The organism is Streptomyces sp. NPDC021212, from assembly GCF_044332925.1.
Taxonomy (GTDB): domain Bacteria; phylum Actinomycetota; class Actinomycetes; order Streptomycetales; family Streptomycetaceae; genus Streptomyces.
On record NZ_JBIRPZ010000013.1, the window covers coordinates 152,094 to 178,984 of the forward strand.

Below are 26,891 nucleotides of genomic sequence, written 5' to 3' on the forward strand. Positions count from 1 at the left end.
ATGGTGACCAAGAAGTTACGGCGCCCTACAACGCACCCTTTGCACCCTTGACTTCAAGTATTGAAGCGGTCACCGCAGGCGTTGACTGATGACCTTCGACACACCGTCGCCCTGCATCGAGACGCCGTACAGGGCGTCCGCGACCTCCATCGTCCGCTTCTGGTGAGTGATCACGATCAGCTGGGACGACTCCTGCAGCTCCTCCATGATCCGGATCAGCCGCTGCAGATTGGTGTCGTCCAGCGCCGCCTCGACCTCGTCCATCACATAGAACGGACTCGGCCGCGCCTTGAAGATCGACACCAGCAGCGCCACGGCCGTCAGCGAGCGCTCCCCACCGGACAGCAGGGACAGCCGCTTGACCTTCTTGCCCGGCGGCCGCGCCTCCACGTCCACACCCGTGGTCAGCATGTTGTCCGGGTCGGTGAGCACCAGCCGCCCCTCCCCGCCCGGGAAGAGCCGCGAGAAGACCCCCTCGAACTCGCGCGCGGTGTCCCGGTACGCCTCCGTGAACACCTGCTCGACCCGCTCGTCGACCTCCTTGACCACCTGGAGGAGATCCGCCCGCGTCTTCTTCAGGTCCTCCAGCTGCTCGCTCAGGAACTGATGCCGCTCCTCCAGCGCCGCGAACTCCTCCAGCGCCAGCGGATTGACCTTGCCGAGCTGCTGGTACGCCCGCTCGGCGGCCCTCAGCCGCTTCTCCTGCTGCGCGCGGACGTACCGCACCGGCTGGTTGCGCGGATGCTCAGGGTCTTCCGGCAGCTCCTCGCCCTCCGCGGGCGGGGACGGCGGTACGAGCTGGTCGGGGCCGTACTCGGCGATCAGCCCGGCCGGCTCCACGCCCAGCTCCTCCAGCGCCTTCGACTCCAGCTGCTCGATCCGCATCCGCTTCTCGGCGCCCAGCACCTCGCCCCGGTGCACCGAATCGGTCAGCTTGTCCAGCTCGCCCTTGAGGTCACGGCCCCGGTTGCGCGCGGTCTCCAGCTCGCGTTCGCGCTCGGCCTTGGCCTGTTCGGCCGCGTCCCGCTCCTCGGCCGCCCGTACGAGCGACACCTCCACATGCGCGAGCAACTGCCGGGTCCCCGCCGCCACCGCCGACGCCACCTGCGCCTCGTGGCGCATCCGGGCGCGGCGCTGTTCGGCGCGCGCCCGCGCCTCGCGCTCGGCGCGCGCGCCCCGGTCGAGCGCGTCGGCTCGCCCCGCGAGCCCCTTCACGCGCTCCTCATGCGTACGGGCCTGGAGCCGCGCCTCCATCTCGGTCTGCCGTGCGTTGGCGCCGTCCGCGGCGAGCCGGTCCCGTACGGAGGTGTCCGGCTCCTCCTCCCCCGGCTGCTCCTCGGCCACCGCCAGCCGCTCGGCCAGCTCCTCGGCCTCCTCGGTCGCCTTCTCCAGCACCTCCTCGGCCCGGGCGGCGGCCGCGGCCGACCGCTCCGCCTCCCCCGCCGCGCCCCGCGCCTGCCCGGACAGCCGCCCGAGGGACTGCGCGACCTGCGACTTCTCCCGGTCGGCCGCGCTGCGCCGGGCCGCCAGCCCGTCCACCAGCGCCACGCACTCGGTACGCCGCTCCTTCGCCGCCCGCTGCGCCTCCGCCAGCTCCTCGCACCGTACGGCCAGCTCCTCCAGCTCCGCCGCCGCCTCGTCGACCGACGCCTGCACCTCCAGCAGACTGGGCGCCCCGGCCGACCCGCCCTGCGCGAAGTGCGCCCCGAGCAGATCGCCGTCGGCGGTCACCGCGGTCAACTCGGGGTGCGCCCGGACGAGTTCCTCGGCCTCCTCCAGCGTCCCGACCGCCACGATGCCGTCGAGCAGCCGCCGCACGGCCCCCACCAGCCCAGCAGGCCCCTCCACCAACTCCCCCACCCGCGGCGGCCCCCCACGGCGCCCGCCCCCGGCGGGCTGCGGCACCCGGGCGGAAACCCCCCGGCGATCCGGCCCCCCGGCGGCGGAGACGGCATCACCGGACTGCGAGTCGGCGGACACCCGCGTGCCGGGCACCGCGGCGGTCCCGGACCGCGGGCCCGCCGCCGCGTCGCCGTCCGCGCCCGGCCCCGCGACAGCGGCACCCGAGGGCGGGCCCGCCGGGCCGTCCGGTGCCGCGGGGACGGCGCCCGGCCCCGCACCCGAGCCCCCCGATGTATCGACGGCGGCCGCTTCGCCGGTGGCCGCGCCCGGCCCCTGCTCGGACGCCGGTCCTCCTGCTGCCGCAGAGTGGCCGGTGGCCTCACCGGCAGCGCCGGAGGCCGCTTCGGCGTCAGGCACCCGCGTGTCGGGGACCGCAGCATGAGCGGCGCCCGGACCCATGCCCGGGCCACTCGGCGGACTGGCCGCATGCCCGGCCTCGGCGGCGGGCGCCCGCGTTCCCGGCACGACACCGCCGTCCGCCGGACCGGAGGCCGCGTCGGCGACCGGTGCCCGGGTGCCCGGCACCACCGCGTCAGCGGCGCCCGACTGCGGGCTGTCCGGCCCCGCCGCGTACGCCCTGCCCTCCTCAGCCGTGGGGACGCCGGGGGCCTGGCCGGACGGCTCACCGGTGGCGCCGGAGGGCGCGTCGGCGGTGGGCGTCCGGGTGGCCGGGACCGCGGGGCCGCCCGGGAGGAGGGTCGCGCGGCCGGCGTCTTCGGTACGGAGGAGGCGGATCGCCTCGGCGGCGGCCGTGGGGTCGGCGACGGCGATCGCGTCGGCGGCGGCGCCCAGGGCGGCGGCGACCGGGACCTCGAAGCCGGGGGTGACGGTCAGCAGTTCGGCGGCCGGGCCGAGGACGCCGGTGAGGCGGTCGGCCGCGGCCATCAGCGCGCCGGTGCCGTCCTTGCGGCGCAGGCCGAGCGCCAGGGCGTCGTGCCGGGCGGCGGTCGCGGCGCGGTCGCGTTCGGCGGCGGTGGCGGCCTCGCGGGCCGCGCTCAGCGCCGTCTCCGCCTCGGACAGCTCCCGCTTGGCGGCCTCATGGCGTTCCGCCAATTCCGCGTCGTCCGCGTCCAGTCCGTCGACCTCGGCCTTGAGCTGTTCGTACTCCTCCTGCGCTGCGGTGGCCCGGGCCTGGGCCTCGTCGCGGGCGGCGGCCAGCCGTTCGATCTCGGCGCGGGCCGAAGCGGCACGGCCGCGGGCGGCGTTGACCTGCCCTTGGAGCCGGGCGAGCCCCTCGCGGCGGTCGGCGATGGCGCGGGCGACATCCTTCAGGCGGCGCTCCTCCTGCGCCAGGCTCCGTTCGAGTTCCGCGCGGTGCGCGACGGTGTCGTCCAGGGCGCGGCCGGCCGCCTCCAGGGCGGCCTCCAGCTCGGCTTCCTGTTCCCGGATGCGGGCCGCCTCGCGCTCCATGTCCTCGGGGTCGCGGCCGCGCCGCTCCTCGGCGGGGGCGGTGGTGGCGCTCTTGACCCGGGCGTCGGCCAGGCTGACCGTGCCGCGCACCCGCTCGGCGAGCTGGGACAGCTCGTACCAGGTCTGCTGGGCGTCGCGCAGTCGCGGTGCGAGCCGGCGCACCTGCTCCTCCAGCTCGGCCTCGCGCCGCTGCGCGGTGCGCAGCTCGGCCTCCGCGGCCTCCTTGCGCTTCTTCAGCTCGGCCTCGTCGGCGACCTCGGCGCGCAGCGCCTCGCGCAGGGTGACCAGGTCGTCGGCGAGCAGCCGCAGCCGGGCGTCGCGCAGATCGGCCTGGATGACGGCGGCCCGGCGGGCGACCGCGGCCTGCCGGCCGAGGGGTTTGAGCTGTCGCCGCAGCTCGTCGGTGAGGTCCTGGACCCGGGCCAGGTTGGCCTGCATCGCGTCCAGCTTCCGCAGCGCCTTCTCCTTGCGCCTGCGGTGCTTGAGGACGCCCGCGGCCTCCTCGATGAAGGCCCGGCGGCCGGTCGGATCGGCGTGCAGGACGCCGTCGAGCTGGCCCTGGCCGACGATGACGTGCATCTCGCGGCCGATGCCGGAGTCGGACAGCAGTTCCTGGATGTCCAGCAGCCGGCAGGTGTCGCCGTTGAGCTGGTACTCGCTGCCGCCGTTGCGGAACATGATCCGCGTGATGGTGACTTCGGCGTAGTCGATGGGCAGCGCGCCATCGGCGTTGTCGATGGTGAGGGAGACCTCGGCGCGGCCGAGCGGGGGACGGCCGGTGGTCCCGGCGAAGATGACGTCCTCCATCTTGCCGCCGCGCAGCGACTTGGCACCCTGTTCGCCCATGACCCAGGAGAGCGCGTCCACGACATTGGACTTGCCCGAACCGTTGGGGCCGACGACGCAGGTGATACCCGGCTCGAACCGGAGCGTCGTGGCCGAGGCGAAGGACTTGAAGCCTCGCAGGGTCAGGCTCTTCAGGTGCACGCCGTTGGACTCTACCTTCCGGGCCTCCCCCGGCAGCGCCCCGAGCGCGTGGCGCCACGGACCCGTCCCGGCTTTTTCCCGCTTTCCTCAATGATCGGTTTCACCGGGGAGGGGGTGGGGCACATCAGTCGGTAAGGAAAAACTGGAGATACGCGGGGGAACGACGAAGGGACGCCGAGGCGTCCCTTGAAGATTCTCAAGCGGCTGACGGTGCAGCCCGACCGGCCCGAAGGGCTGGGTCAGGCGAGCGCAGGCTCCGCCTGGGATACGTCGATGCTTTCGAGCAGCGAGTCGCCGTGACGAGCGGCGGCGGACAGCGCGTCGTTTTCGGCCTGAATCCGCACAAGCTCGGATTCAAGATCCTGAACACGCTGCTGAAGCCGTCGCATCTCGGAGAGGACTCGGGGGTCGGAGCCGCCGACGTAGCCGAGAAGCGCCTTTGCCATGATGGATGGTCCTCCACAATGAGTGACCGACCGAAGCGGTGTGGGTCGTGAGGTATTCGCACCCGCGATGTTCGCCGATATTGCCGTGCTGAGGTGGCGGACAAGTTAAGGTGCGCGGGGACTTCCAGAGTCTCACCAATTGGTTTGAGGGTCAACACGATCACATGCCACCGGCACCGCGAAGGCCGAGAGCACACAGGGGCAGCGGCTGCGCCGCCCGCTCTCCAGAGGACCCGTAGCGGTTGGGGATCTTCCTACGCTCCGCAGCCTTCCACGGAGCGGCGTCATTCGCAACCATCAGCCGATTTCTGCTCACAGCGCGCACGGAGGGCGAGGTCAGCGGGGTGCCGCGAGAGGGCCGAACGGGGGTCCCGCAGGGGCTCGCTCAGCGGATCTCGAAGCTGTCGTAGCCGCCGCGCGGTGTGTCCCAGATCTCGGTGACACCGTCGACCCGCCCGGGCGTGTCGCCCTCCCGCAACCAGTCGAGCAGCTCTTCGCACTGCGCACGCGAGCCCTCCGCGACGACCTGTACGCGACCGTCGGACAAGTTGGAGGCGAAACCGGCGATCCCTCCGATGCGCAGCGCGTTGGCCCGGGTGAACCACCGGAAGCCGACGCCCTGGACACGGCCGCGGACCCACGCGGTGAGGCGCACGTTGTCGTTCATGTGTGCACGCTAACCGGCTAATTGGCGCCTCGGCACATCCACCTCCTGACGCATGGCGTACAGTCCCGGCTCAACGAGACTCACTCACACGAGTGACACATGAGTTGCCCACAGAAGCCACACATTTGACGCACTCGTACACAAGGAAGGCAGGAGATGGGCCGCCATCGACGATCTGTCCCCGGCTCCGCGACGCCGCCCGAGGTGGGCGCCGGCCGCCACCGGGGACCGCGCCGTAGCCCTCTCGCACCGGTGAGGACCGGGCTGTTAGGCGTGTCCGCCGCGGTCGCGGTGAGCGCGGTGGCCATGGCTTCCGGACTGGTTCCGGGCCCCGCGGGTCTCGGCGGCACCGAGCCCGCCGGACAGGTGCAGGCCGGTGGCTCGCCCGACACCGGCCCGGACGCCCAGGACCCGGGGACGGCCTTCCCCTCGGGCGGCACGGGGACCTCGACGAGCCCCGGCGGCGACAGCCCGCAGGCCCCGTCCACGCCCCCCTCCAAGACGCCCTCGAAGCCCGCCGGAACGCCGTCCACGACACCGCCGGACGAGCGCCCCAGCTCCCCGGGGTCCGGCAGCGGCAAGCCCGGCGGCTCCTCGGACGGCGGCGACTCGGGCTCGGCCACTCCTCCGTACCGTACGCCCACCACCGACCCGGTGCCCAGCCTTCCGCCGGAGAAGCCCGACCGGGCGGCGGCGGCCGAGAAGGCGGTCATCGCGCTGGTGAACCAGGAGCGGGCCCAGGTCGGCTGCCAGCCGGTGACCGAGGACCCGAAACTCGCCCAGCTGGCGCAGGACTTCGCCGACGACATGGCGATACGCGACTTCTTCGACCACCTCGACCCGGACGGCAAGGACCCCTGGGAGCGCGCCAAGCTCGCGGGCATCCTGGACCTGGGCGGGGAGAACATCGGCCGCGGCCAGACCTCCGCGCAAGACGTGATGGACTCGTGGATGGACAGCCCCGACCACCGCGCGAACATCCTCAACTGCCAGTACAAGACACTCGGCGTCGGTGCGCACTTCGGCGACGACGGCCCCTGGTGGACCCAGGACTTCGGCTACTAGAGCACTCACCGGATGACAGCGCACCCCAAGAGAGGGCGCTGAGCGTATGGTGTGTGCATGGAATGTGAACGCACCCCCGAGGCCCGCCCGGCGGAGGATGCCGCCGCGGACCTGGCCTTCGACGTGTTCGCGCGCGCCTGTCCGTCCCGCGCGACGCTGGAGCACGTCACCGGCAAGTGGGGCAGCCTCACGCTGACCGCGCTGCACGAGAGCGGCTGCCGCTTCAACGAGCTGCGGCGGCGGGTCGACGGGGTCAGCGAGAAGATGCTGTCCCAGACGCTGCACGCGCTGGAGCGGGACGGGCTGGTGCACCGCGAGGCCCAGCCGGTCAATCCGCCGCGCGTGGACTACCGGCTCACCCCGCTGGGTCGTGCGGTCGCCGAGCGGCTGCTGGCGCTGATCGGCCTGGTCGAGGAGCGGATGCCGGAGGTGCTGACGGCCCGGGAGGCCTACGACGGGCGGCGCGGCGAGAGCGCCGGGACACCGGCCGGGCGCGGCGGGCGCTGACAGCGCGGGCAGAAGTAGCTGGAGCGGTTCATCCAGGGGCGGCGGCGCATGGCGGTCCCGCAGCGGCGGCACGGCTCGTCCTCCCGCCCGTACGCGTCGAGGGAGCGCTCGAAGTACCCGGACTCGCCGTTCACATTGACGTAGAGGCTGTCGAAGCTGGTGCCGCCCACCGCGAGCGCCGCGCTCATGACATCCCGCACATGGCCGAGGAGTTCGGTGGAGCGCGGCCGGGTGAGGGTGGCGGTCGGCCGGTCGTAGTGCAGCCGGGCGCGCCACAGCGCCTCGTCGGCGTAGATGTTCCCGACGCCGCTGATCAGCGACTGGTCGAGCAGGGCGCGCTTGACGGTGGTACGCCGGCGGCGCAGCGCGAGGTGGAAGGCCGCCTCGTCGAAGGCGGGGTCCAGGGGGTCGCGGGCGATGTGCGCGATGGCGTCCGGCAGCCCCTCCAGGTCGCCGGGGACGGAGCCGTGCAGCGAGAGCCCGCCGAAGGTGCGCTGGTCGACGAAGCGCAGCTCGGTGCCCACATCGTCGGCGAACCGGACCCGGATGCGCAGATGCTTCTCGTCCGGGGCGTCGCCGGGCTGGACGAGCAGCTGGCCGCTCATGCCGAGGTGGGCCAGCACCGCTTCGGCGGTGTCCTCGAACGGCAGCCACAGGTACTTGCCGCGGCGGCGGACCGCCCCGGTGCGGCGGCCCTTCAGGCGGGCCGCGAAGTCCTCCCCGCCGCCCAGGTGGCGGCGGACCGCGCGGGGGTGCAGCACCTGGACGTCGGCGACCGTACGGCCGCTGATCCAGCGCTCCAGACCGCGCCGGACCACCTCGACCTCGGGCAGTTCGGGCAACGTGTCTCCTGAAGAGGGATCACCGGCGCTCCGGCCCCGGTCGGTGACCGGGGCCGGAGCGGCGCCTAACGGGTGGTGGTGGCCGAGTCCGCGGCCGGGGCGGCCGGGGCGCTCGCGGCCTCGGTGCCTTCGGCGGCGGCCTCGGCCTCCGCCTCGGCTTCCGCCGCTGCCTCGGCCTCCGCCGCTGCCTCGGCCTCCGCCTTGGCCTTCGTCTGGGCCTCGTCGGCGGCCGCGCGGATCGCGCGCCAGGCGGCCTCGGCCGCCTGCTGCTCGGCTTCCTTCTTGCTGCGGCCGGTGCCGGTGCCGTACGCGACACCACCGACGCGGGCGGCAGCCGTGAAGGTCTTCTCGTGGTCGGGCCCGGTCTCGGAGACCAGGTACTCCGGAACCCCAAGACCCTCGGTGGCGGTCAGCTCCTGGAGGCTGGTCTTCCAGTCCAGGCCGGCGCCGAGGTTCGAGGACTTCTCGATCAGCGGGTCGAAGAGCCGGTGCACCAGTTCGGCGGCGGCGTCGAGCCCACGGTCGAGATAGACCGCACCGATCACCGCTTCCAGGGTGTCGGCGAGGATGGATGCCTTGTCCCTGCCCCCGGTGCCCTCTTCGCCCCGGCCGAGCCGGATGAAGGCGCCGAGATCCAGACCCCGGCCCACCTCGGCGAGCGCGCGCGAGTTGACCACCGCGGCCCGCAGCTTGGCCAGCTGGCCTTCGGGCAGGTCCGGGTGGATGCGGTACAGCGTGTCGGTGACCACCAGGCCGAGTACGGAATCCCCGAGGAATTCCAGCCGCTCGTTGGTGGGCAGCCCGCCGTTCTCGTACGCGAAGGAGCGATGGGTCAGTGCACGCACCAGAAGGGCGGACTCGAGCTGATACCCGAGCCGCCCTTCCAGGATCGTGTGGGACGAGGCCTTGTCCGCCTGGGCCGTATCGCCGCCGCGCTGATGACCTCCGCGAGGTTCACCCGCGCGCTTGCGGGACGGCGTGCTGGCGTCCGACATAGAGCCTGTCACCCGCCGATCAGACCTCGAGGACCTGGCGACGGTTGTAGGTGCCGCAGCTCGGGCACGCGATGTGCTGCTGCTTCGGCTCGTGGCAGCGCTCGCACGCCACCAGGGTGGGGACCGCAGCCTTCCACTGCGACCGGCGGTGGCGCGTGTTGCTGCGCGACATCTTCCGCTTCGGAACAGCCACGGCTACTTCTCCTGTGGGTCATCCCCGCGCTGGCGGGGGGCGTTGTCCTTCTCGCCGTCCTGAATGGACTCGGCGAGTCCCTGCAATGCCGCCCAACGGATGTCGACGGCTTCGTGGTGGTGGTCCGGGTCGTCCGCGAGCCGTGCGCCGCAATCGGCACACAGCCCGGGGCAGTCCTCCCGGCACACCGGCTGCAGCGGCAGTGAGAGCACCACCGCGTCGCGCAGCACGGGCTCGAGGTCGAACAGGTCGGCCTCGAGGAAGAGCGTGTCCTCCTCCTCGGCGTCGTCGCCGGCGTCCGCGTCGCGGATCCGGTCGTCGGCGTCGGGGTAGGAGTACATCTCCTGGAAGTCCGCTTCGAGCTCTCGCTCCAGCGGCTCCAGACACCTTACGCACTCCCCCGTGAGCGGTGCACGGGCGGTGCCTGTGACAAGCACCCCTTCCATGACCGACTCCAGGCGGAGCTCCAGCTCGACGGTCGCGCCCTCCCGCACCCCGATGACCTCGATGCCGAGGTCCTTGGGGGCCGCCACGGAGCGGGAGACCCTCTTCAGCGCACCAGGACGCCGCCCCAGCTCGCGTGTGTCGAACACGAGGGGGGCACGGTGGTCGAGGCGGGCGTTCAGGGCTTCCTGCTTTCTACGCTGCGGCGGGCCGCCCGATACGGACTTGAAGCGGGCAGCCGAGATCGCGGACGTACGCGCGACCGAAGAGCCAGGATACTGGACGGGCCGCTCCAGGCCCAATCCGGTCCAGGAGGGCTCTAGCGCCCCTGCTCGTACTGACGCAGCTGGTCGAGGTCGATCATGCTCGTGTCGAACAGGCTGGTCTCGTCGAGCGCCGCGCCCGGCTGCTGCGGGGGGTACGGGGGTTGCTGCGGCTGCTGCGGCGCCTGCGGGTGCTGATGCTGGGCGTAGCCGTTGGGGTCGTAGCCCTGGGGCTGCTGCTGCCAGCCGTAGGCGTCCTGCGGCTGATAGCCGTCCTGTTGCGGATACCCGGCCTGCTGGGCGTACGGGTCCGGCTGCTGGACGTAACCCTGCTGCTGATAGCCGTACGCGTCCTGCTGCGGGTAGCCCGCGGCGGCGTAGTACCCGGCGTCGGCCGCCGCGGGGTCCATCGCGGCGGGCTGCACGGCGGCAGGCTGCACGACGGTCGGCTCGACGACAGGCGGCTGCACGGCCGCGGGCTGCACTGCCGCGGGCTGGGCGAAGCCGCCCTGGGCCTGGGCCAGCTCCGCGTAGTAGTCGTCGTCGCTGGTCCGCAGGGCCTGGGCGGTCGCGTCCTGGGCGTCCATATGGGCGCCCAGCTCATCGGCCGGGCGGGAGCCGAGCAGCTTCTGCCGGCCCCGGCCGACCGCCTCCAGGGTCTTGCCGAGGACCGCGGAGACGGCCCCCAGCTTGGTGTCCACGTACTCGTCGGCGCGCTGCCGCAGGGTGTGCGGGTCGGCGCTGCGCTCCGGCTCGTCGTCCATGCCGTCGCCGCCGGGCGCACGGCCGAGCAGCTTGTCGCGGCCGCGGTCCACCGAACCGATGGTCTTGGTCAGCACGACCTCGAAGTTGGCGAGCTTGCTGTCGACGTAGTCATCGGCCTCGGCGCGGATCTCCTCGGCCTCCCGGCGAGCCTCCGCGAGGATCCGGTCGGCCTCCTCCTGGGACGTGCGGGCCACCTCGGTCCCCGAGATCAGCCGGGCGCGCTCGGCGTGCGCGGACTCGATGATCTGCGTCGCCTCCTGACGGGCGTCGTCCACCATCCGGTCCCGCCCGCCGATCAGCTCCTCGGCGTGGGCGAGGGAGCCGGGGAGCGCGGCGCGCACCTCTTCGAGCATGGCGAGCAGCTCGGCGCGGTTGACCACGCACGAGGCCGACATGGGCATGGCCCGGGCGCTGCCGACGGCACTCACGATCTCGTCGAGCTTCTTCTGCACGTCCACCTTGGGTGCTCGCAGTCTGAGTCGGAGGGGTTGAGACGGGACCGACTGTACGGCCAGCGGGCGCCTGCCCGACACCCGCTGACGCGCCGTCAGCCCTCAGTCCGCGGTCATGTCCGCCGGAGCCGTTCTCCCAGCGCCTCCAGGACGAGCGGCGGCACCAGGTGGGAGATGTCGCCGCCCCAGGCCGCGACCTCCTTGACCAGGCTGGAGGAGAGGAAACTGTAGGTGGGGTTGGTGGGCACGAAGAGGGTTTCCACTCCCGACAGGCCGTTGTTCATCTGGGCCATCTGCAGCTCGTAGTCGAAGTCACTGACGGCCCGCAGCCCCTTGACGATGGCGGGGATGTCGCGCTGCTTGCAGAAGTCCACGAGCAGGCCGTGGAAGGACTCCACCTGCACATTGCCGTACTCGGCGGTGGTCCGGCGGAGGAAGTCCATCCGCTCCTCCACCGTGAACAGGCCCTGCTTGGACTTGTTGATCATCACGGCGACGTGGACGACGTCGTACAGCTTGGACGCTCGGGCGATGATGTCCAGGTGCCCATTGGTGACGGGGTCGAAGGACCCCGGACAGACTGCGCGGCGCAACGGAAGTTCCTCGCTCTCGGGTCCGGTCATGACGCGTTGTCGCACGTCGAGGCGGCGCGACCGTACCAAAGCGTGCCCTCGCCGTAGCGACGGGACCGCAGCCCATCGAAACCGGCCGGCCACCTGAACTCCCCGCCTCTGGTGCTGCGCTCCACGGTGGCCAGCGCTTCGGGCGCTAGCCAGCCTTTGCCACGGAGTGTGAGCAGGATCTCGCGGAGATCGTCGTCGCTGACCGCATAGGGCGGGTCCAGGAAAACGACGTCGTACGGGCCGGTGGCCGGAGACTGTCCGCCGATGGTCGCCTCGGCCTTCCCGGTGCGCAGCTCGGCGCCGGGCAGCCCCAGGGCCCGCACGTTCTCCCGGATGGTGCGGGCGGCCCGCTGATCCGACTCGACCAGCAGCACATGGGCCGCGCCCCGGGACAGCGCCTCCAGGCCGACCGCGCCCGAGCCGCCGTACAGATCGAGGACTCGTGCCCCGCTCAGCGAGCCGAGCAGCGACTCCCAGGTGGAGAACAGGCCCTCACGCGCCCGGTCCGAGGTGGGTCGGGTGCCGTTTCCCGGCGGCACGGCCAGGCGGCGTCCGCCGGCCGCTCCGGCGATCACGCGGGTCATGGGTGTGGCAGTCCTTCGCGGTGGTCGGGGCAGCGGCGGGCCGTACGCCGTGTCGCGCCGGGCCGCTGCATCTCCACGATATGGCGTCCGGCGCCGCACCGGACCCCCGCCGGGCGCCGGGGGCTCATCCCTTGTCGAGGAATTCCTCCCGCTCCTTGTCCAGCAGGGCGTCCAGCGCGGTGCGCAGCTCCGGGTAGCCCGTCAGCTCGGGGTCGGCCGTGACGATCGCGGTGGCCTCCTCCCGGGCGGCGGCGATGACTTCCTCGTCGTCGATGACGGCGAGCACCCGCAGCGAGGAGCGGACGCCGGACTGGGCCTGGCCGAGGACATCGCCCTCCCGGCGCTGCTCCAGGTCGATCCGGGACAGCTCGAAGCCGTCGAGCGTGGCCGCGACCGCGCCGAGCCGCCCCCGGGCGGGGCTCGCCTCGGGCATCTCGGTCACCAGCAGACACAGCCCCGGGGCCGAGCCCCGCCCGACCCGGCCGCGCAGCTGGTGCAGCTGCGAGACGCCGAACCGGTCGGCGTCCATGATCACCATGGCGGTGGCGTTGGGGACGTTGACGCCCACCTCGATGACGGTCGTGGCGACCAGCACGTCCACCTCGCCCGCGGCGAAGCGGCGCATCACCTCGTCCTTGGCCTCCGGCGCCATCCGGCCGTGCAGCACCTCCACCCGCAGGTCGCGCAGCGGGCCCGTGGCGAGCTGGTCGGCGACGTCGAGGACCGCGAGCGGGGGGCGCTTCTCCGCCTCGTCCTCGGCGGACTTCTCCTTCGCCGCCTTGGCCTCGTCCTCGTCGTCCCCGATGCGCGGGCAGACCACATACGCCTGGTGGCCGCCCGCCACCTCCTCCCGCACCCGCTCCCAGGCCCGGGCCAGGAAGTGCGGCTTGTCCTTGGCGGGCACCACATGGGAGGCGATCGGGGAGCGGCCGGACGGCAGCTGGTCCAGGACGGAGGTCTCCAGGTCGCCGAAGACGGTCATGGCGACGGTCCGGGGAATAGGGGTGGCCGTCATCACCAGCAGATGCGGGGGCTGCTTGCCCTTGGAGCGCAGGGCGTCGCGCTGCTCGACACCGAAGCGGTGCTGCTCGTCGACCACGACGAGGCCCAGGTCGTGGAACTGGACCTTGTCCTCGATCAGGGCGTGGGTGCCGATCACGATCCCGGCCTCGCCGGTGACCAGGTCCAGCAGCGCCTGGCGGCGCGCCGCGGCGCCCATGGAGCCAGTGAGCAGCACCACCTTCGTGCCCTGCGCTTCGCGCCACAGTCCCCAACTGGCCAGCTCGCCCATCATCTCCGTGATCGAACGGTGGTGCTGCTGGGCGAGCACCTCGGTCGGCGCGAGCATCGCCGCCTGCCCCCCGGCGTCGACGACGCCGAGCATCGCGCGCAGCGCGACCATCGTCTTGCCGGACCCGACCTCGCCCTGGAGCAGCCGGTGCATCGGGTGGTCGGTGGCCAGATCGGCGAAGATCTCGGCGCTGACCCGCTGCTGGCCGTCGGTGAGGGTGAACGGCAGCCGGGCGTCGAAGGCGTCCAGCAAACCGCCCTCCACCGGCCTGCGGGGCGCGGCGGGCGCCGTCGCGTCGGCCTGGCGGCGACGGGCGAGGGCGACCTGGAGGACGAACGCCTCGTCCCACTTGAGCCGGTCGCGCGCGGCGGCGATGTCGGCCTTGGTGCGCGGGCGGTGGATCCGGCGCAGCGCCCCGGGCAGGGTCTCCAGACCGCGGCCCTCGCGGAGGCTCTCGGGCAGCGGGTCGATCAGGCCGGCCAGCACGCTGTCCTCCTGGCCCGCCGGGCCCAGGACGGTGTCGATCGCCTGCTGGATCTGCCAGGACTCCATCTGCTTGCAGGCCGGGTACAGCGGCAGCAGCTGGTTGGCGAACGCTTCCACGGCCTCCGAGCCGCTGTCCGGGCGCAGCAGCTTGAACTCGGGGTGGGCCAGCTGCTGCTTGTGGTTGAAGACCGAGACCTTCCCGGCGAACATGGCGCGGGTGCCGGGCAGCAGCTCCGAGCGCGGCTTGTGGACGCCCTTGCCGAAGAAGACGAGCTGGAGGCGGCCGCTGCCGTCGGTGATGGTGACCTCGAGACGCTGGCCGCGGCCACTGTTGAACTTGTGCACCCGGGCGTCCGCGACCTGCGCGACGACGGTCACATGCTCGTCCAGGGGCAGATCGGCCAGGCGCGTCAGCTCGCCGCGCTCCGCATACCGCCGCGGGTAGTGGTGCAGCAGGTCGCCGACCGTCCGCAGGCCGAGGTGCTCGGCCATCACCTTCGCGGTGTTGCCGCCGAGGACCTTCTTCAGGGGTTCATCCAGCACGGGCACGGTGTCCATTGCACACCACGCCACCGACAAGCGGGGTCATTCGACGCCTATGATCAGCGGCGCGGAGGGCTGGCCGCCCCGGTAGACGACCGTGTCGACGGCGAAGTGGCCCTCCCGTACGTGCCGCTCCAGCCGCTCGGCCATCTCGTCCGGGACGTCCGCGCCGAGCACCAGCGTGACCATCTCCCCGCCCGCGGCCAGCATCCGGTCCAGGACCGTCTCGGCGGTCGGCGCCAGCTCGGTGCCGATCACCGCCACGTCGCCGTCGATCAGTCCCAGGACGTCCCCGGCCTGGCAGACCCCGGCCATGGTCCAGGAGCGGTGCTCGGCGACGGCCAGTTCGGCGCAGCGGGTGGCGCCCGCTGCGGAGGTCATCGCGACGACGTCCTCGTCGAAGCTGCGGGCGGGCTCGTGCACGGCGAGCGCGGCGATGCCCTGGACCGGGGAACGGGTGGGGATGACGGCGACCCGTACGCCCTCGGCGCGGGCCTGTGCGGCGGCGGCCGCCGCGGGGTGGCGCAGCTCGGCGTCGTTGGGCAGCAGCACCACCTCGCGGGCGTGGGCCCGCCGGATCGCCTCGGCCAGCTCGCCGCCGCCGGGCGGCTTCCCCGGCTCGGTGGCGACCACGGTGGCGCCCGCCTCGGTGCACAGCGCGGCGAGCCCGTCTCCGGGGACGACGGCGACCACGGCGCGGGTCGCGCGCTCGCCGGACGGCTCCTCCGTCCGCCGCTCGGGGCGACCCGGCTCCGGGGCGGCGGTCCGGCGCTCGGCGGGGGCGCCGAAGTGGGTGATGCGGATGCGGTACGGGCGTCCGGCCTGGATGCCCGCCTCCACGGCGGCGCCCGCGTCGTCCACATGAACGTGCACGTTCCACAGTCCGTCGCCGCCGACGATCACGAGTGAGTCGCCGAGCGCGTCCAGCCGCTCGCGCAGCGCGGTGACGGCGCCGTCACCGGCTTCCAGGAGGTAGATCACCTCGAACGCGGGCCCGTCGGCGGAACAGCCCACCGGCCCGGCCCCGGTCTCCCCGGCGAGGGTGGGCGCGGGAGCGGGCGCGGGGATGGCGGGGGCGGCGGGCGGCACCGCAGGGGGTTCGCCGGACAGGGCCTCGGCGAGCCCGCCCAACACCGTGACCAGGCCGTAGCCTCCCGCGTCGACGACGCCGGCGCGGGCCAGGACGTCGAGCTGCTCGGGGGTCGCCTGGAGCGCGGCGCGCGCCCCTTCGTACGCCGCGCGCGCCACCGCGCCGACGTCCCCGGTGGCCCGCTCCGCGCCCTCGGCCGCGGCCACGGCGACGGTCAGCACGGTCCCCTCGACGGGGTGCGCGACGGCGAGGTACGCCAGGTCGACGGCGCGCCGCAGGGCCCGCCGCAGCTCGCCCGCCTCGTCGCCGGCGCCGTCGCCGTCGCCGTTCTTGTCGTCCTCTTCTGCGAGCACGTCCGCCATGCCGCGCAGCAGCTGGGCCAGGATGGTGCCGGAGTTGCCGCGCGCGCCGATCAGGGCGCCATGGGCCATGGCGCGCACCACGTCGGCGAGGCTGGGGCGGGTGGCACCGGGCGAGGCGGAGTGGCTGTCGGCGGAGTGGCTGTCGAAGGCGGCGTCGACGGCCTGGGCGGCGGACTCGACGGTCAGATACAGATTGGTGCCGGTGTCACCGTCCGCGACCGGATAGACGTTGATCGCGTCGATGTCCTCGCGGGCCCGGCCCAGCGCGTCCAGTGCGAGCCCGCACCAGATCCGTACCGCATCGGCGTCGAGCGTGTGCGGCACGTACGTTCTCCTCGGGGTCGGGCTTCGCGTCATCGCAGGCTAGTCGCCGCCCTCCGCGGGTGCTGGGGCAGCCATGATAGTTTCGTTGTACGGGAGTGGTCGTTGTATGCTGCTCCGGTTGCCCGATGAGAGTCGGGCTATTCCCCCTGGCGCCGCCGGTCTTCCACGATCCTGGCTACGTCCGGGGTTCCCGTTAAGTTTCTGTCTCCTCGCGGGAAGCGAGGCTGACCCGTCTTTGGAGTAACCCGTGGCTGCCAACTGCGACGTCTGCGGCAAGGGGCCGGGCTTCGGCAACAACATCTCGCACTCGCACCGCCGCACCCGCCGTCGTTGGAACCCCAACATCCAGACGGTGCGCGCTGTGGTCGGTCGGACCCCGAAGCGGCTCAACGTCTGCACCTCGTGCATCAAGGCCGGCAAGGTCTCGCGCTAGGCGCACGCCTTCCCCCGCGCAAGCGGGATTCCGGTTGCCGAGGCCGGTCCACCGATGACGTGGACCGGCCTTTACGCATGCTCTGCTACGCCCGGGCCCGCCCGGACAGCCAGCCGTGGTCGACCGGGCCGATGCCCGTGCCCAGGGGGAAGCCTGCGGCGATCGCGCCCGTGACGTACTCCTTGGCCGCCCCCACGGCCTCCGGGACGGCCAGGCCGCCCGCGAGGTAGGTGGCGATCGCCGAGGCGAGGGTGCAGCCGGTGCCGTGGGTGTGGCGGTTGTCGTAGCGGGGCGCCCGCAGCCAGTGCTCCTCGGTGCCGTCGGTGAGCAGATCCACCGCGTCGCCCTGCAGATGACCACCCTTGATCAGCGCCCAGCGCGGGCCGAAGTCCAGCACCGCGCGCGCCGCCCGCCGCAGGTCGCCCTCCGAACCGGCCCGGATGCCGGTCAGCTGGGCGACCTCGTCCAGGTTGGGGGTGGCGACGGTGGCGGTGGGCAGCAGCTTGGTGCGGACCGCGTCCAGCGCCTCGGCGGCCAGCAGCGGATCGCCGTGCTTGGAGACCCCGACCGGGTCGACGACCACCGGGGCGGGCAGCCCCGCGAGCAGCCCGGCGACGGTCTCGACCAGCTCGGGGGTCGCCAGCATGCCCGTCTTGACCGCCTGGACGCCGATGTCGTCCACCACGCTGCGGAACTGGGCGCGGACGGCTTCCGCGGGCAGCTCCCAGGCGCCCTGGACGCCCCGGGAGTTCTGCGCCGTCACCGCGGTGAGCACGCTCATCCCGTGCGCGCCCAGGGCCAGCATCGTCTTCAGGTCGGCCTGAATGCCCGCACCGCCGCCGGAGTCCGATCCGGCGACGGTGAGGACGCGCACGGGCGCCTGGCGGTCACGGGGAACGCGGAGAACACGGGGAGCGCGGGGGGCATCGCTGGACATGGCCATACGGCCGAATCTACTCGGCGCCCGGCTCGTCCCCGAAATGGTCCCAGCCCGCGTGCAGCCAGGGCGCCCCGTCGACCGTCACCTGCGGCAGCGCCGACGGGTTGAGCACCTCGCCGATCACCTTCCAGCGGGCGGGCAGCTTCACGTCCGACGGGAAGGTGGCCACGATCGCGTGGTCCTCTCCCCCGCTGAGCACCCACTGGATCGGGTCGACGCCCACCGCCTGCCCGATGTCCGACATCTGCGAGGGGATGTCGATGTCCCCCGAGCGCAGATCGATACGGACCTGGCTGGCCTCGGCGATGTGCCCGAGGTCGGCCACCAGCCCGTCGCTGACGTCGGTCATCGCCGTCGCGCCGAGACCGGCGGCGGCCGGTCCCGCGTGGTACGGCGGCTCCGGGCGGCGGTGCGCCTCGACGAACGCGCGCGGCGACCGGAAGCCGCGCGAGAGCACCGCGTGCCCGGCGGCCGACCAGCCCAGCCAGCCGGTGACGGCGACAACGTCGCCCGGCCGGGCACCGGATCGGGTGACCGGCTCGTGGTTGCGCAGATCGCCCAGGGCGGTGATGGCGATGGTGATGGCGTCTCCGCGCACCACGTCGCCGCCGACCACCGCGGCGCCCGCCACCTGGCATTCGTCGCGGATCCCGTCCATCATCTCGGCCGGCCAGGTCACCGGCAGATCCGCGGGCACCACCAGGCCCAGCAGCAGCGCGGTCGGCACCGCGCCCATGGCCGCGATGTCCGCGAGGTTCTGCGCGGCTGCCTTGCGGCCGACGTCATAGGCGGTGGACCAGTCCCGGCGGAAGTGCCTGCCCTCCAGCAGGACGTCCGTACTGGCCACCACCCTGCGGTCCGGCGCGGCCACGACCGCAGCGTCGTCCCCGGGCCCCAGCCTCACCGCCGAGGTGGTGGTGAGCCGGGAAGTGAGCTCCCTGATGAGCCCGAACTCCCCCAACTCGCCCACGGTGCCCTTCATCGCATTGCCCCTTCGTGCTCGTGGCCCTGTGCCTGCCGCGCCGCGCACGCCGCGCGGGTCTCCCCTCGCCGCGTGGCGACGCGGTACCGTGGCGTCCCTTCTCCCCACATGATCCTCGTAGCCGCCCTGGAGGTTCCGTGGTACAGGCGTACATCCTGATCCAGACCGAGGTCGGCAAGGCCTCGACCGTCGCCGACGTCATCGCCAAGCTCCCGGGGGTGATACAAGCCGAGGACGTCACGGGTCCGTACGACGTGATCGTGCGCGCCCAGGCCGAGACGGTCGACGAACTCGGCCGCATGGTGGTCGCGAAAGTCCAGAAAGTGGAGGGGATCACGCGCACGCTCACCTGCCCGGTGGTACATATCTAGATCCAGCTCCCCCGTATGCTCGGCCGGTGAGTTCCGCACACCGTACTGTCACCCGTCGGTCGGCGCCGCTGTCCGCCGCGGCGGCGCTGATCGTGCTGTCGGCGGGCGGCTGCGCCGACGTTTCCGACGCCACCGGCGCTTCCGCGGTTCCCAGCCCTCCGGCGCGGGCGGCCGCGGAGTGCCGGGCGTTGCACAGGGACCTGCCGAGGGCCGTGGACGGGCTGCGGCGGCGCACCGCCGGGCCCGCTTCGGACTTCACCGCCGTATGGGGCGATCCCGCGGTGCGGCTGCGCTGCGGTGTCGCCCGGCCGAAGGTGCTCGACCCCGGCGACGCACACTACAACCCCCGGTCGGAGGCGGCCGAGGTGAACGGCGTCGAGTGGCTGCCGCAGAAGCAGGACGGCGGCTATCGCTTCACCACCGTGCTGCGCAGGGCGTTCGTGGAGGTCACGGTGCCGGGGAAGTACGCCCCCGAGGTCGATGCGCTGATCGACCTCGCGGGCCCCGTCAAGAAGACCATTCCGGTGGGTGTGGTGTGACGCACGCGGGCCGGGCCGCGTCCAGGCCCTGTCTAGCGCAGCCCCGTGGAGCGGCGCAGCGCGGCCTGGATGAGCCGGTCCACCAGCTCCGGGTAGCTCACGCCGCTCTCCTGCCACATGCGCGGGTACATGGAGATCGGGGTGAAGCCGGGCATCGTGTTGATCTCGTTGATCACGAACTCGCCGCTGTCCAGCAGGAAGAAGTCCGCGCGCACCAGGCCCTCGCAGGACACCACGTCGAACGCGCGCACCGCCAGCTCCTGGACCCGCTCGGTCTCCTCCGCGGTGAGCGGCGCCGGCACGACACCGGGGGCCGCGTCGATGTACTTGGCCTCGAAGTCGTAGAAGTCGTGGGTGGAGACCGGGGGGATCTCGGCGGGCACGCTGGCCCGCGGTCCGTCCTCGAATTCCAGCACCCCGCACTCGATCTCGCGGCCGCGCAGCAGCGCCTCCACGATGACCTTGGGGTCGTGCTGCCGGGCCGCCTCGATCGCCTCGTCCAACTGCTCCGGGCCGTCGACCTTGGTGATGCCGATGGAGGAACCGGCCCGCGAGGGCTTCACGAAGAGCGGCCAGCCGTGCTCGGCGGCGAAGTCGGTGATCCTGGTGCGGGCGGCGGCGGGGTCCCGCTCCCAGTCGCGGGGGCGGATCACCTCGTACGGGCCGACGGGCAGCCCGAACGAGACGAACACCCGCTTCATGTACTCCTTGTCCATGCCGACCGCGGAGGCCAGCACCCCGGCGCCCACATAGGGAACCCCGGACAGCTCCAGCAGCCCCTGGAGGGTGCCGTCCTCGCCGTACGGGCCGTGCAGCATGGGGAAGACGACGTCGACGTCGCCGAGCGCCTTGGGCACCGCGCCCGGCTCGCTGTAGACGACCTCGCGGCTGCCCGGGTCGACCGGCAGCACGACCGACCCCTCCTCGGACTCGGCGAGCCGGTCGACGCTCGGGAGCTGCCGGTCCGCGATGGCCATCCGCTCGGGCTCGTCGGCGGTCAGCGCCCAACGGCCGTCCGCCGTGATGCCGATCGGCAGCACGTCGTACTTCTCGCGGTCGATGGCGCGCAGCACGGCCCCCGCGGTGACCACGGAAATGGCGTGCTCGGAGCTGCGTCCGCCGAAGACGACGGCGACGCGCGGCTTGCGCGGCTCACCGGAGGAGGAAGCCGGGACAGGGCTTGAGGAAGGAGTCTGGCTGCTCATATCGCGTTGAGGTTACCTTGCGGTTCGGACGGCGTCAGTGCCGCTCGGCCTTCGCGCTGCGCGACATCAGCTCTTTGAGCGCGACGAGCGGCTGTTTGCCGTCGTGGACGATGCCCACCACGGTCTCGGTGATCGGCATGTCGACGTCGTGGCGCCGGGCGAGATCCGCCACGGACTCGCACGACTTGACGCCCTCCGCCGTCTGCCGGGTGACCGCGATCGTCTCCTCCAGTGTCATGCCGCGGCCCAGGTTGGTGCCGAAGGTGTGGTTGCGGGACAGCGGCGAGGAGCAGGTGGCGACCAGGTCGCCCATGCCCGCCAGGCCCGCGAAGGTGTGCGCGTCTGCGCCCATCGCGAGGCCCAGACGGGTCGTTTCGGCGAGCCCTCGGGTGATGAGGGACGCCTTGGCGTTGTCGCCGAGGCCCATGCCGTCCGCGATGCCGACGGCCAGCGCGATGACGTTCTTCACCGCGCCGCCGAGTTCGCATCCGACGACGTCGGTGTTGGTATACGGGCGGAAGTAGGGGGTGTGGCACGCGGTCTGGAGGCGGCGCGCCACGTCCTCGTCCCGGCAGGCCACCACGGAGGCCGCGGGCTGCCGGGCGGCGATCTCCTTGGCGAGGTTGGGGCCGGTGAGCACCGCGACGCGCTCCGCGGGCGCCCCCGCGACCTCCGCGATGACCTCGCTCATCCGCTTGGCCGTGCCGAGTTCGACGCCCTTCATCAGGGAGACCAGCACGGTGTCGGACGGCAGCAGCGGGGCCCATGCGGCGAGGTTGCCGCGCAGCGTCTGGGAGGGAACGGAGAAGACGGTGAACTCCGCGTCGCGCGCGGCCTCGGCCGGGTCGGTGGTGGCCCGCACCCCGCCGGGGAGGCGGATGCCGGGGAAGTAGTCGGGATTGGTGCGGCCGGTGTTGATGGCCTCGACGACATCGGGCCTGCGGCCCCACAGCGTCACCTCGCAGCCGGCGTCGGCGAGCACCATCGCGAACGCGGTGCCCCAGGACCCGGTGCCGTAGACGGCGCAGCGCGTCACTTGCTCTCCTCTTCGGCGACGGGGCGTTCGGCCACGGGGTGCGGCTGGTCGGCGGCGACGTCGTGCGCGCGGGCGGCCGGCACCGGCTCGCCGCGGACCTCGGCGAGGAGTTCGGTGACCGCGGCCATGATGGTGTCGGTGGCCGCCCGCAGCACGTCGGCGGTCGGCTCCTGGCCGTAGTACTCGGACAGGTCCACCGGCGGGCCCGCGAGCACCCTGAGGGTCTTGCGCGGGAACAGCCTGACCTTCTTCTCCTTGGCGTACGGCGGTACGGCCTCGTTGGCGCCCCACTGCGCGACCGGGATGACGGGGGCCTTGGTGAGCAGGGCGACTCTGGCGGCGCCGGTCTTGCCGCGCATCGGCCACAGGTCGGGGTCGCGGGTCAGGGTGCCCTCGGGGTAGAAGGCCACGCACTCGCCCTTGTTGATGGCGTCGACGGCCGCCCGGAAGGCGTTGGCCGCGTCGGTCGACTCGCGGTAGACGGGGATCTGCCCCGTGCCGCGCAGCATCGTGCCGACGAAGCCGCCCTTGAAGAGGGCGGCCTTGGCGAGGAAGCGGGGCACGCGTCCGCTGTTGTACTGGAAGTGCGCGTAGGAGAGCGGGTCGAGATACGAGTTGTGGTTGATCGCGGTGATGAAGCCACCGTCGGCGGGAATGTGCTCCATTCCGTGCCAGTCCCGCTTGAACAGAACCACCATGGGCGGTTTCACCATGACCGCCGCCATGCGGTACCAGAAGCCGATTCTGCGGCCGGACACTCGGAACATCCTCCTCTTGGACCCTGCTGACCTGCTGACTTGCTGCCGTCCGGGCAGCCGCACAAGTGTCGCTCCAGGTACTCGGTCTGTCGAGAACACCGTAACCCCGCGACGTCCGGGGCGAACCGGGCAGCAGGCGAGAATGGGATCCGTGGGAAGAAACGCAAGCCCTGTGGTGTGGACGCTGGTGGTGCCGCTGAAACCCCTCTCACGGGCGAAGAGCAGGCTCTCCTCCGCCGCCGGGGACGCCCTGCGGCCGGGTCTCGCGCTGGCGTTCGCCAAGGACACGGTGGGCGCGGCGCTGGCCGGCCGGCGCGTCGGCGGGGTGACCGTGGTCACGGACGATCCGCTCGCCGGGCGCGAGCTGGCGGCCCTCGGCGCGCGCATCCTGCCCGATACGCCGGGGCGCGGGCTGAACGCGGCGCTCGCGCACGGCGCCCGGACGGTACGGGAGGGCCGCCCCAGGGCCCCCGTAGCGGCGCTGAACGCCGATCTCCCGGCATTGCGGACGGCCGACCTCGACCAGGTGCTCGAAGCCGCCACGGGCTTCCCACGCGCCTTTCTGGCGGACGCGGCGGGGGTCGGCACGACACTCCTCGCGGCGGCGCCGGGCTCCGACCTCGCCCCCGCCTTCGGGGGCGCCTCCCGGGCCCGGCACCGGGCGTCCGGCGCGTACGAGATCGAGCTGCCCGGGGTCGAGTCGGTGCGGCGCGACGTGGACACCGGCGAGGATCTGCGCGCGGCGCTGGCCCTGGGCGTGGGCACCCACACGGCCCGCCTGTGCGGCACGCCCCGCCCGCCCGACCCCCGGGCCACGCTGCCCGGGGCGTGGAGGGTGCCCGGCGGGGAGTCCGTCGGTGGTGCGGACTAGGCTGACGGGTATGCAGGGAACGGCATACACCTACGACCCCGACGCCCGTACGGGCAGTGTGCTGCTCGACGACGGCACGCCCCTGCCGTTCGACGCGGCGGCCTTCGACGCCGGGGGGCTGCGGATGCTGCGGCCCGGGCAGCGGGTGCGGATCGAGGTGGCGGGCGAGGGGGACGACCGGCGCGTCGTCTTCATCACCCTGCAGACGTTCTGAGGCCCCCGGCGGTGGTTCCGGGTCCATGACGCACCGCGGGCCGGGCTCCCTCTTCGGAGCCCGGCCCGGCGCGTGAACGGTGCCGCTGTGCGGCGACGACTAGCGCTTCCTGGCGGTGGTGGTCTTCTTGGCGGGGGCCTTGCGCGCGGTCGTCTTGCGCGCCGGGGCCTTCTTCGCCGCGGCCTTCTTGGCGGTCGTCTTCTTCGCCGGAGCCGCCTTCTTCGCCGGAGCCGCCTTCTTGGCGGTCGCCTTCTTCGCCGGGGCCTTCTTGGCGGCGGCCTTCTTCGCCGGAGCCGCCTTCTTGGCGGTGGCCTTCTTGGCCGCGGCCTTCTTCGCGGCGACCTGGAGGCTGCCCTTGGGGGCCTTCTTCACGGACACCTCGCCGCCCCGCGGCAGCTTCTTCGAGCCGCTCACCAGGTCCTTGAAGCCCTGGCCCGCGCGGAAACGGGGCACGGAGGTCTTCTTGACCCGGACCCGCTCCCCGGTCTGCGGGTTACGGGCGTACCTGGCAGGCCGTTCCACCTTCTCGAACGAACCGAAACCGGTGACCGAAACTCGATCCCCGCCGACCACCGCGCGGACGATGGCGTCCAGTACCGCGTCGACCGCGTCGGCAGCCTGCTGTCGGCCGCCGACCTTGTCTGCAATCGCTTCTACGAGCTGCGCCTTGTTCACGTCTTCCCCTTCGGAGACATTGCCAGAACGAATGTGTTCAAGCTTTTTCGCACGTTAGGCAGATATATACCGCAAATCAAACACGAAACGGGCTAATCACCCTTGTGCCGCAACGCACTCGGTCGTCATGGACTTGTGTCGGAGTCGGGATCTTCGGGGAAACGGCCCTCGTCGAGGTCGTTCATCAACCGCTCCAGACGCCGTGCCGCGTCTGCGAGATCGTGTTTCGCCGCTGCAGTGATCACCAGCAGCTTCCGGGACAGCGCCATCCGTACGCCCTCCGGGACTTGCAGTGTGCGCACCCTTGTGTGCGCTTCCTTGAGCCGGGCGGCGACAAGACCGTAGAGCTCGAGTTGGCCGTCGCGTTCCATGCACTGATTGTGCCATCTGAGGCGAGTTGTCGCTTCACGGGGCCTCAACATGACGATGCGCCGCCAGTCCGAGGACTGGCGGCGCATCATGCCAAACCCGCTCTGTGCAGGGGAAACCGGGGGGTCAGAGCACCGTCGTGCTGGGCTTGAAGGAGGGGCGACGACCCTCGTACGCGACGATGTCGGCCTCCTCCCTGAGGGTGAGACTGATGTCGTCCAGCCCCTCCAGGAGTCGCCACCGGGCGTTCTCGTCAAGCTCAAAATCAGCCGAGATTCCCTCGGCTCGAACCTGACGGTCGACGAGGTCCACGGTGACCTCCGCGGCGGGGTCCGACTCGACCAGCTTCCACAGCCGGTCCACGGTCTCCTGCGGCAGGACGACGGTCAGCAGACCGTTCTTGAGCGAGTTGCCGCGGAAGATGTCGGCGAAGCGCGAGGAGATCACGGCCTTGAAGCCGTAGTTCTGCAGCGCCCACACCGCGTGCTCGCGCGAGGAGCCGGTGCCGAAGTCGGGGCCGGCCACCAGAACGGTCCCGCCCTTGTGCTCGGACCGGTTGAGCACGAACTCCGGGTCCTTGCGCCAGGCCTCGAACAGCCCGTCCTCGAAACCGTCGCGGGTGACCTTCTTGAGCCAGTGCGCCGGGATGATCTGGTCCGTGTCGACGTTGCTGCGGCGCAGCGGAACGGCCCGGCCGGTGTGCGTGGTGAATGCTTCCATGGCTGCTCAGACCCCCACGGGAACGGTGACGTCGGCGTCGGACAGGTCGGCGGGCGAGGCCAGATGGCCGAGCACCGCGGTGGCGGCGGCGACCTGCGGCGAGACCAGGTGGGTACGGCCGCCCTTGCCCTGCCTGCCCTCGAAGTTGCGGTTGGAGGTGGACGCCGAGCGCTCACCGGGGGCGAGCTGGTCGGGGTTCATGCCCAGACACATCGAGCAGCCCGCGTGCCGCCACTCGGCGCCGGCCTGGGTGAACACCTTGTCCAGCCCCTCCTCCACGGCCTGCAGCGCCACCCGCACCGAGCCCGGGACCACCAGCATCCGCACCCCGTCGGCCACCGAACGACCGGACAGGATCGAGGCGGCGGAGCGCAGGTCCTCGATGCGGCCGTTGGTGCAGGAGCCGACGAAGACGGTGTCCACCTTGATCTCGCGCAGCGGCTGACCGGCCGTCAGACCCATGTACTCCAGGGCCTTCTCGGCGGCGTACTTCTCGCTGGCGTCCTCGAAGGTGGCCGGGTCCGGCACCGACTCCGACAGCGGCGCGCCCTGACCGGGGTTGGTGCCCCAGGTGACGAACGGGGCCAACTCGGAGGCGTCGATGACGACCTCGCGGTCGAACACCGCGTCGTCGTCACTGCACAGCGTGCGCCAGTACGCGACGGCCGCGTCCCACTCCGCGCCCTCCGGGGCGTGCGGGCGGCCCTTGAGGTAGTCGAAGGTGGTCTCGTCCGGGGCGATCATGCCCGCCCGGGCGCCCGCCTCGATGGACATGTTGCACACGGTCATCCGGGCCTCCATCGAGAGCTTCTCGATGGCCTCGCCGCGGTACTCGATCACGAAGCCCTGGCCGCCGCCGGTGCCGATGCGGGCGATGATCGCCAGGATCAGGTCCTTGGCGGTGACGGTCTCGGGCAGCTCGCCCTCGACGGTGACCGCCATGGTCTTGAACGGCGCGAGCGGCAGCGTCTGGGTGGCCAGCACGTGCTCGACCTGGCTGGTGCCGATGCCGAACGCGAGCGCGCCGAAGGCGCCGTGGGTGGAGGTATGGCTGTCACCGCAGACGACGGTGGTGCCGGGCTGGGTCAGTCCCAGCTGCGGTCCCACTACGTGGACAACGCCCTGCTCGACGTCGCCCAGCGGATGCAGACGCACTCCGAACTCCGCGCAGTTCTTGCGCAGCGTCTCCAACTGGGTACGGGAGACGGGGTCCGCGATCGGCTTGTCGATGTCGAGGGTCGGGGTGTTGTGATCCTCGGTCGCGATGGTGAGATCGGTACGGCGCACCTGGCGTCCGGCCTTGCGAAGGCCGTCGAACGCCTGCGGGCTGGTCACCTCGTGCAGCAGGTGCAGATCGATGAAGAGGAGGTCCGGCTCGCCATCGGCGTGCCGGACGACATGGTCGTCCCAGACCTTCTCCGCGAGTGTCCGTCCCATCGCTTTCCCTCCGACCGGCCACTTCGCCGGCCCAACTCGTGTCGAGTGCGTGCCCTGGCCTGCGGGCCCGCCATTCCAGAGTGGCGGGTATCCCGAAAAA

General features: G+C 72.3%; 28 protein-coding genes. 7 read left to right on the forward strand and 21 right to left on the reverse strand.

The window, feature by feature from the left end:
* Positions 1–69: 69 nt before the first annotated feature.
* The 3 genes from ACH4SI_RS31445 to ACH4SI_RS31455 all read right to left on the reverse strand — a co-directional run bounded on the left by ACH4SI_RS31445 (position 70) and on the right by ACH4SI_RS31455 (position 5,412).
* Entirely contained in the window at positions 70–4,299 is a 4,230-nt protein-coding gene (locus ACH4SI_RS31445) for an AAA family ATPase (protein ID WP_398301670.1), read from the reverse strand.
* A 239-nt stretch (positions 4,300–4,538) separates the two neighbouring features.
* A complete protein-coding gene (locus ACH4SI_RS31450; RefSeq protein WP_069866466.1) occupies positions 4,539–4,745 on the reverse strand; it encodes a hypothetical protein in 207 nt (68 codons plus the stop codon).
* A gap of 385 nt (positions 4,746–5,130) precedes the next feature.
* Positions 5,131–5,412 carry an acylphosphatase gene (locus ACH4SI_RS31455; protein ID WP_398301673.1) on the reverse strand — a complete coding sequence of 94 codons (282 nt, stop codon included), beginning with the start codon at positions 5,410–5,412 and terminating at the stop codon, positions 5,131–5,133.
* A gap of 156 nt (positions 5,413–5,568) precedes the next feature.
* Between ACH4SI_RS31455 and ACH4SI_RS31460 the strand changes: the two genes are divergently transcribed.
* Entirely contained in the window at positions 5,569–6,477 is a 909-nt protein-coding gene (locus tag ACH4SI_RS31460) for a CAP domain-containing protein (protein WP_398301675.1), read from the forward strand.
* 57 nt (positions 6,478–6,534) lie between these two features.
* A complete protein-coding gene (locus tag ACH4SI_RS31465; RefSeq protein WP_398301677.1) occupies positions 6,535–6,984 on the forward strand; it encodes a winged helix-turn-helix transcriptional regulator in 450 nt (149 codons plus the stop codon).
* Here ACH4SI_RS31465 and mutM read toward each other — a convergent pair.
* From mutM to ACH4SI_RS31510, 9 genes are all read right to left on the reverse strand, one after another.
* A complete protein-coding gene (gene mutM / locus ACH4SI_RS31470) occupies positions 6,927–7,826 on the reverse strand; it encodes a bifunctional DNA-formamidopyrimidine glycosylase/DNA-(apurinic or apyrimidinic site) lyase (RefSeq protein WP_398301679.1) in 900 nt (299 codons plus the stop codon). The two genes, ACH4SI_RS31465 and mutM, sit on opposite strands and share 58 nt — an antisense overlap.
* A gap of 65 nt (positions 7,827–7,891) precedes the next feature.
* Entirely contained in the window at positions 7,892–8,821 is a 930-nt protein-coding gene (gene rnc / locus ACH4SI_RS31475) for a ribonuclease III (protein WP_398301681.1), read from the reverse strand.
* A gap of 19 nt (positions 8,822–8,840) precedes the next feature.
* Positions 8,841–9,014, reverse strand: a complete 174-nt coding sequence (gene rpmF / locus ACH4SI_RS31480) for a 50S ribosomal protein L32 (RefSeq protein ID WP_009714764.1) — start codon at positions 9,012–9,014, stop codon at positions 8,841–8,843.
* A 2-nt stretch (positions 9,015–9,016) separates the two neighbouring features.
* On the reverse strand, positions 9,017–9,607 hold the full coding sequence (locus ACH4SI_RS31485; RefSeq protein ID WP_398301683.1) for a YceD family protein: 591 nt from the start codon (positions 9,605–9,607) through the stop codon (positions 9,017–9,019).
* Between the two features lie 170 nt (positions 9,608–9,777).
* Entirely contained in the window at positions 9,778–10,944 is a 1,167-nt protein-coding gene (locus tag ACH4SI_RS31490; protein ID WP_398301685.1) for a cell division initiation protein, read from the reverse strand.
* Between the two features lie 107 nt (positions 10,945–11,051).
* Complete coding sequence (coaD, locus tag ACH4SI_RS31495) at positions 11,052–11,531, reverse strand: pantetheine-phosphate adenylyltransferase (RefSeq protein ID WP_398301687.1); 480 nt, start codon at positions 11,529–11,531, stop codon at positions 11,052–11,054.
* 26 nt (positions 11,532–11,557) lie between these two features.
* Positions 11,558–12,145 (reverse strand): 16S rRNA (guanine(966)-N(2))-methyltransferase RsmD, encoded by a 588-nt coding sequence (gene rsmD, locus ACH4SI_RS31500; protein ID WP_398301689.1) that lies wholly within the window; start codon positions 12,143–12,145, stop codon positions 11,558–11,560.
* 124 nt (positions 12,146–12,269) lie between these two features.
* Positions 12,270–14,480, reverse strand: a complete 2,211-nt coding sequence (recG, locus tag ACH4SI_RS31505) for an ATP-dependent DNA helicase RecG (RefSeq protein ID WP_398301691.1) — start codon at positions 14,478–14,480, stop codon at positions 12,270–12,272.
* A 27-nt stretch (positions 14,481–14,507) separates the two neighbouring features.
* A complete protein-coding gene (locus tag ACH4SI_RS31510) occupies positions 14,508–16,274 on the reverse strand; it encodes a DAK2 domain-containing protein (protein WP_398301693.1) in 1,767 nt (588 codons plus the stop codon).
* A 214-nt stretch (positions 16,275–16,488) separates the two neighbouring features.
* On the opposite strand from ACH4SI_RS31510, the gene rpmB reads away from it, so the two are divergent.
* Positions 16,489–16,674: a 50S ribosomal protein L28 gene (gene rpmB / locus ACH4SI_RS31515; RefSeq protein ID WP_009714771.1), complete on the forward strand. Its 186-nt coding sequence runs from the start codon at positions 16,489–16,491 to the stop codon at positions 16,672–16,674.
* Positions 16,675–16,759: 85 nt separating this feature from the next.
* Here the strand turns inward: rpmB and thiD are convergent, their stop codons facing one another.
* A complete protein-coding gene (gene thiD / locus ACH4SI_RS31520; protein WP_398301882.1) occupies positions 16,760–17,611 on the reverse strand; it encodes a bifunctional hydroxymethylpyrimidine kinase/phosphomethylpyrimidine kinase in 852 nt (283 codons plus the stop codon).
* Between the two features lie 16 nt (positions 17,612–17,627).
* Positions 17,628–18,596, reverse strand: coding sequence for a thiamine-phosphate kinase (locus ACH4SI_RS31525; RefSeq protein ID WP_398301695.1), 969 nt, complete (start codon positions 18,594–18,596; stop codon positions 17,628–17,630).
* 137 nt (positions 18,597–18,733) lie between these two features.
* On the opposite strand from ACH4SI_RS31525, the gene ACH4SI_RS31530 reads away from it, so the two are divergent.
* On the forward strand, positions 18,734–18,967 hold the full coding sequence (locus ACH4SI_RS31530; protein ID WP_398301697.1) for an Lrp/AsnC family transcriptional regulator: 234 nt from the start codon (positions 18,734–18,736) through the stop codon (positions 18,965–18,967).
* 26 nt (positions 18,968–18,993) lie between these two features.
* Positions 18,994–19,506 (forward strand): DUF3515 domain-containing protein, encoded by a 513-nt coding sequence (locus ACH4SI_RS31535; protein WP_398301699.1) that lies wholly within the window; start codon positions 18,994–18,996, stop codon positions 19,504–19,506.
* A gap of 32 nt (positions 19,507–19,538) precedes the next feature.
* Here ACH4SI_RS31535 and ACH4SI_RS31540 read toward each other — a convergent pair whose 3' ends face one another.
* Genes ACH4SI_RS31540 through ACH4SI_RS31550 form a run of 3 tightly spaced genes read right to left on the reverse strand, consistent with a single transcriptional unit; the run spans position 19,539 to position 22,505 of the window.
* Positions 19,539–20,711, reverse strand: coding sequence for a D-alanine--D-alanine ligase family protein (locus ACH4SI_RS31540; protein WP_398301701.1), 1,173 nt, complete (start codon positions 20,709–20,711; stop codon positions 19,539–19,541).
* Between the two features lie 34 nt (positions 20,712–20,745).
* Positions 20,746–21,747, reverse strand: coding sequence for an NAD(P)H-dependent glycerol-3-phosphate dehydrogenase (locus tag ACH4SI_RS31545; RefSeq protein WP_398301703.1), 1,002 nt, complete (start codon positions 21,745–21,747; stop codon positions 20,746–20,748).
* Entirely contained in the window at positions 21,744–22,505 is a 762-nt protein-coding gene (locus ACH4SI_RS31550) for a lysophospholipid acyltransferase family protein (RefSeq protein ID WP_398301705.1), read from the reverse strand. The genes ACH4SI_RS31545 and ACH4SI_RS31550 overlap by 4 nt, the downstream gene beginning before the upstream one ends.
* A gap of 142 nt (positions 22,506–22,647) precedes the next feature.
* Between ACH4SI_RS31550 and cofC the strand changes: the two genes are divergently transcribed.
* Positions 22,648–23,376, forward strand: a complete 729-nt coding sequence (cofC, locus tag ACH4SI_RS31555; RefSeq protein WP_398301707.1) for a 2-phospho-L-lactate guanylyltransferase — start codon at positions 22,648–22,650, stop codon at positions 23,374–23,376.
* A 10-nt stretch (positions 23,377–23,386) separates the two neighbouring features.
* Positions 23,387–23,590, forward strand: a complete 204-nt coding sequence (locus ACH4SI_RS31560) for a hypothetical protein (RefSeq protein ID WP_179936970.1) — start codon at positions 23,387–23,389, stop codon at positions 23,588–23,590.
* Between the two features lie 99 nt (positions 23,591–23,689).
* Here ACH4SI_RS31560 and ACH4SI_RS31565 read toward each other — a convergent pair whose 3' ends face one another.
* The 4 genes from ACH4SI_RS31565 to leuC form a co-directional block, all read right to left on the reverse strand.
* Positions 23,690–24,265, reverse strand: a complete 576-nt coding sequence (locus tag ACH4SI_RS31565; protein WP_398301710.1) for an HU family DNA-binding protein — start codon at positions 24,263–24,265, stop codon at positions 23,690–23,692.
* 125 nt (positions 24,266–24,390) lie between these two features.
* A complete protein-coding gene (locus ACH4SI_RS31570) occupies positions 24,391–24,636 on the reverse strand; it encodes a hypothetical protein (RefSeq protein WP_398301712.1) in 246 nt (81 codons plus the stop codon).
* Between the two features lie 124 nt (positions 24,637–24,760).
* Positions 24,761–25,354, reverse strand: a complete 594-nt coding sequence (gene leuD / locus ACH4SI_RS31575) for a 3-isopropylmalate dehydratase small subunit (protein ID WP_398301714.1) — start codon at positions 25,352–25,354, stop codon at positions 24,761–24,763.
* A 6-nt stretch (positions 25,355–25,360) separates the two neighbouring features.
* Positions 25,361–26,791 (reverse strand): 3-isopropylmalate dehydratase large subunit, encoded by a 1,431-nt coding sequence (leuC, locus tag ACH4SI_RS31580; protein WP_398301716.1) that lies wholly within the window; start codon positions 26,789–26,791, stop codon positions 25,361–25,363.
* Positions 26,792–26,891: the final 100 nt, after the last annotated feature.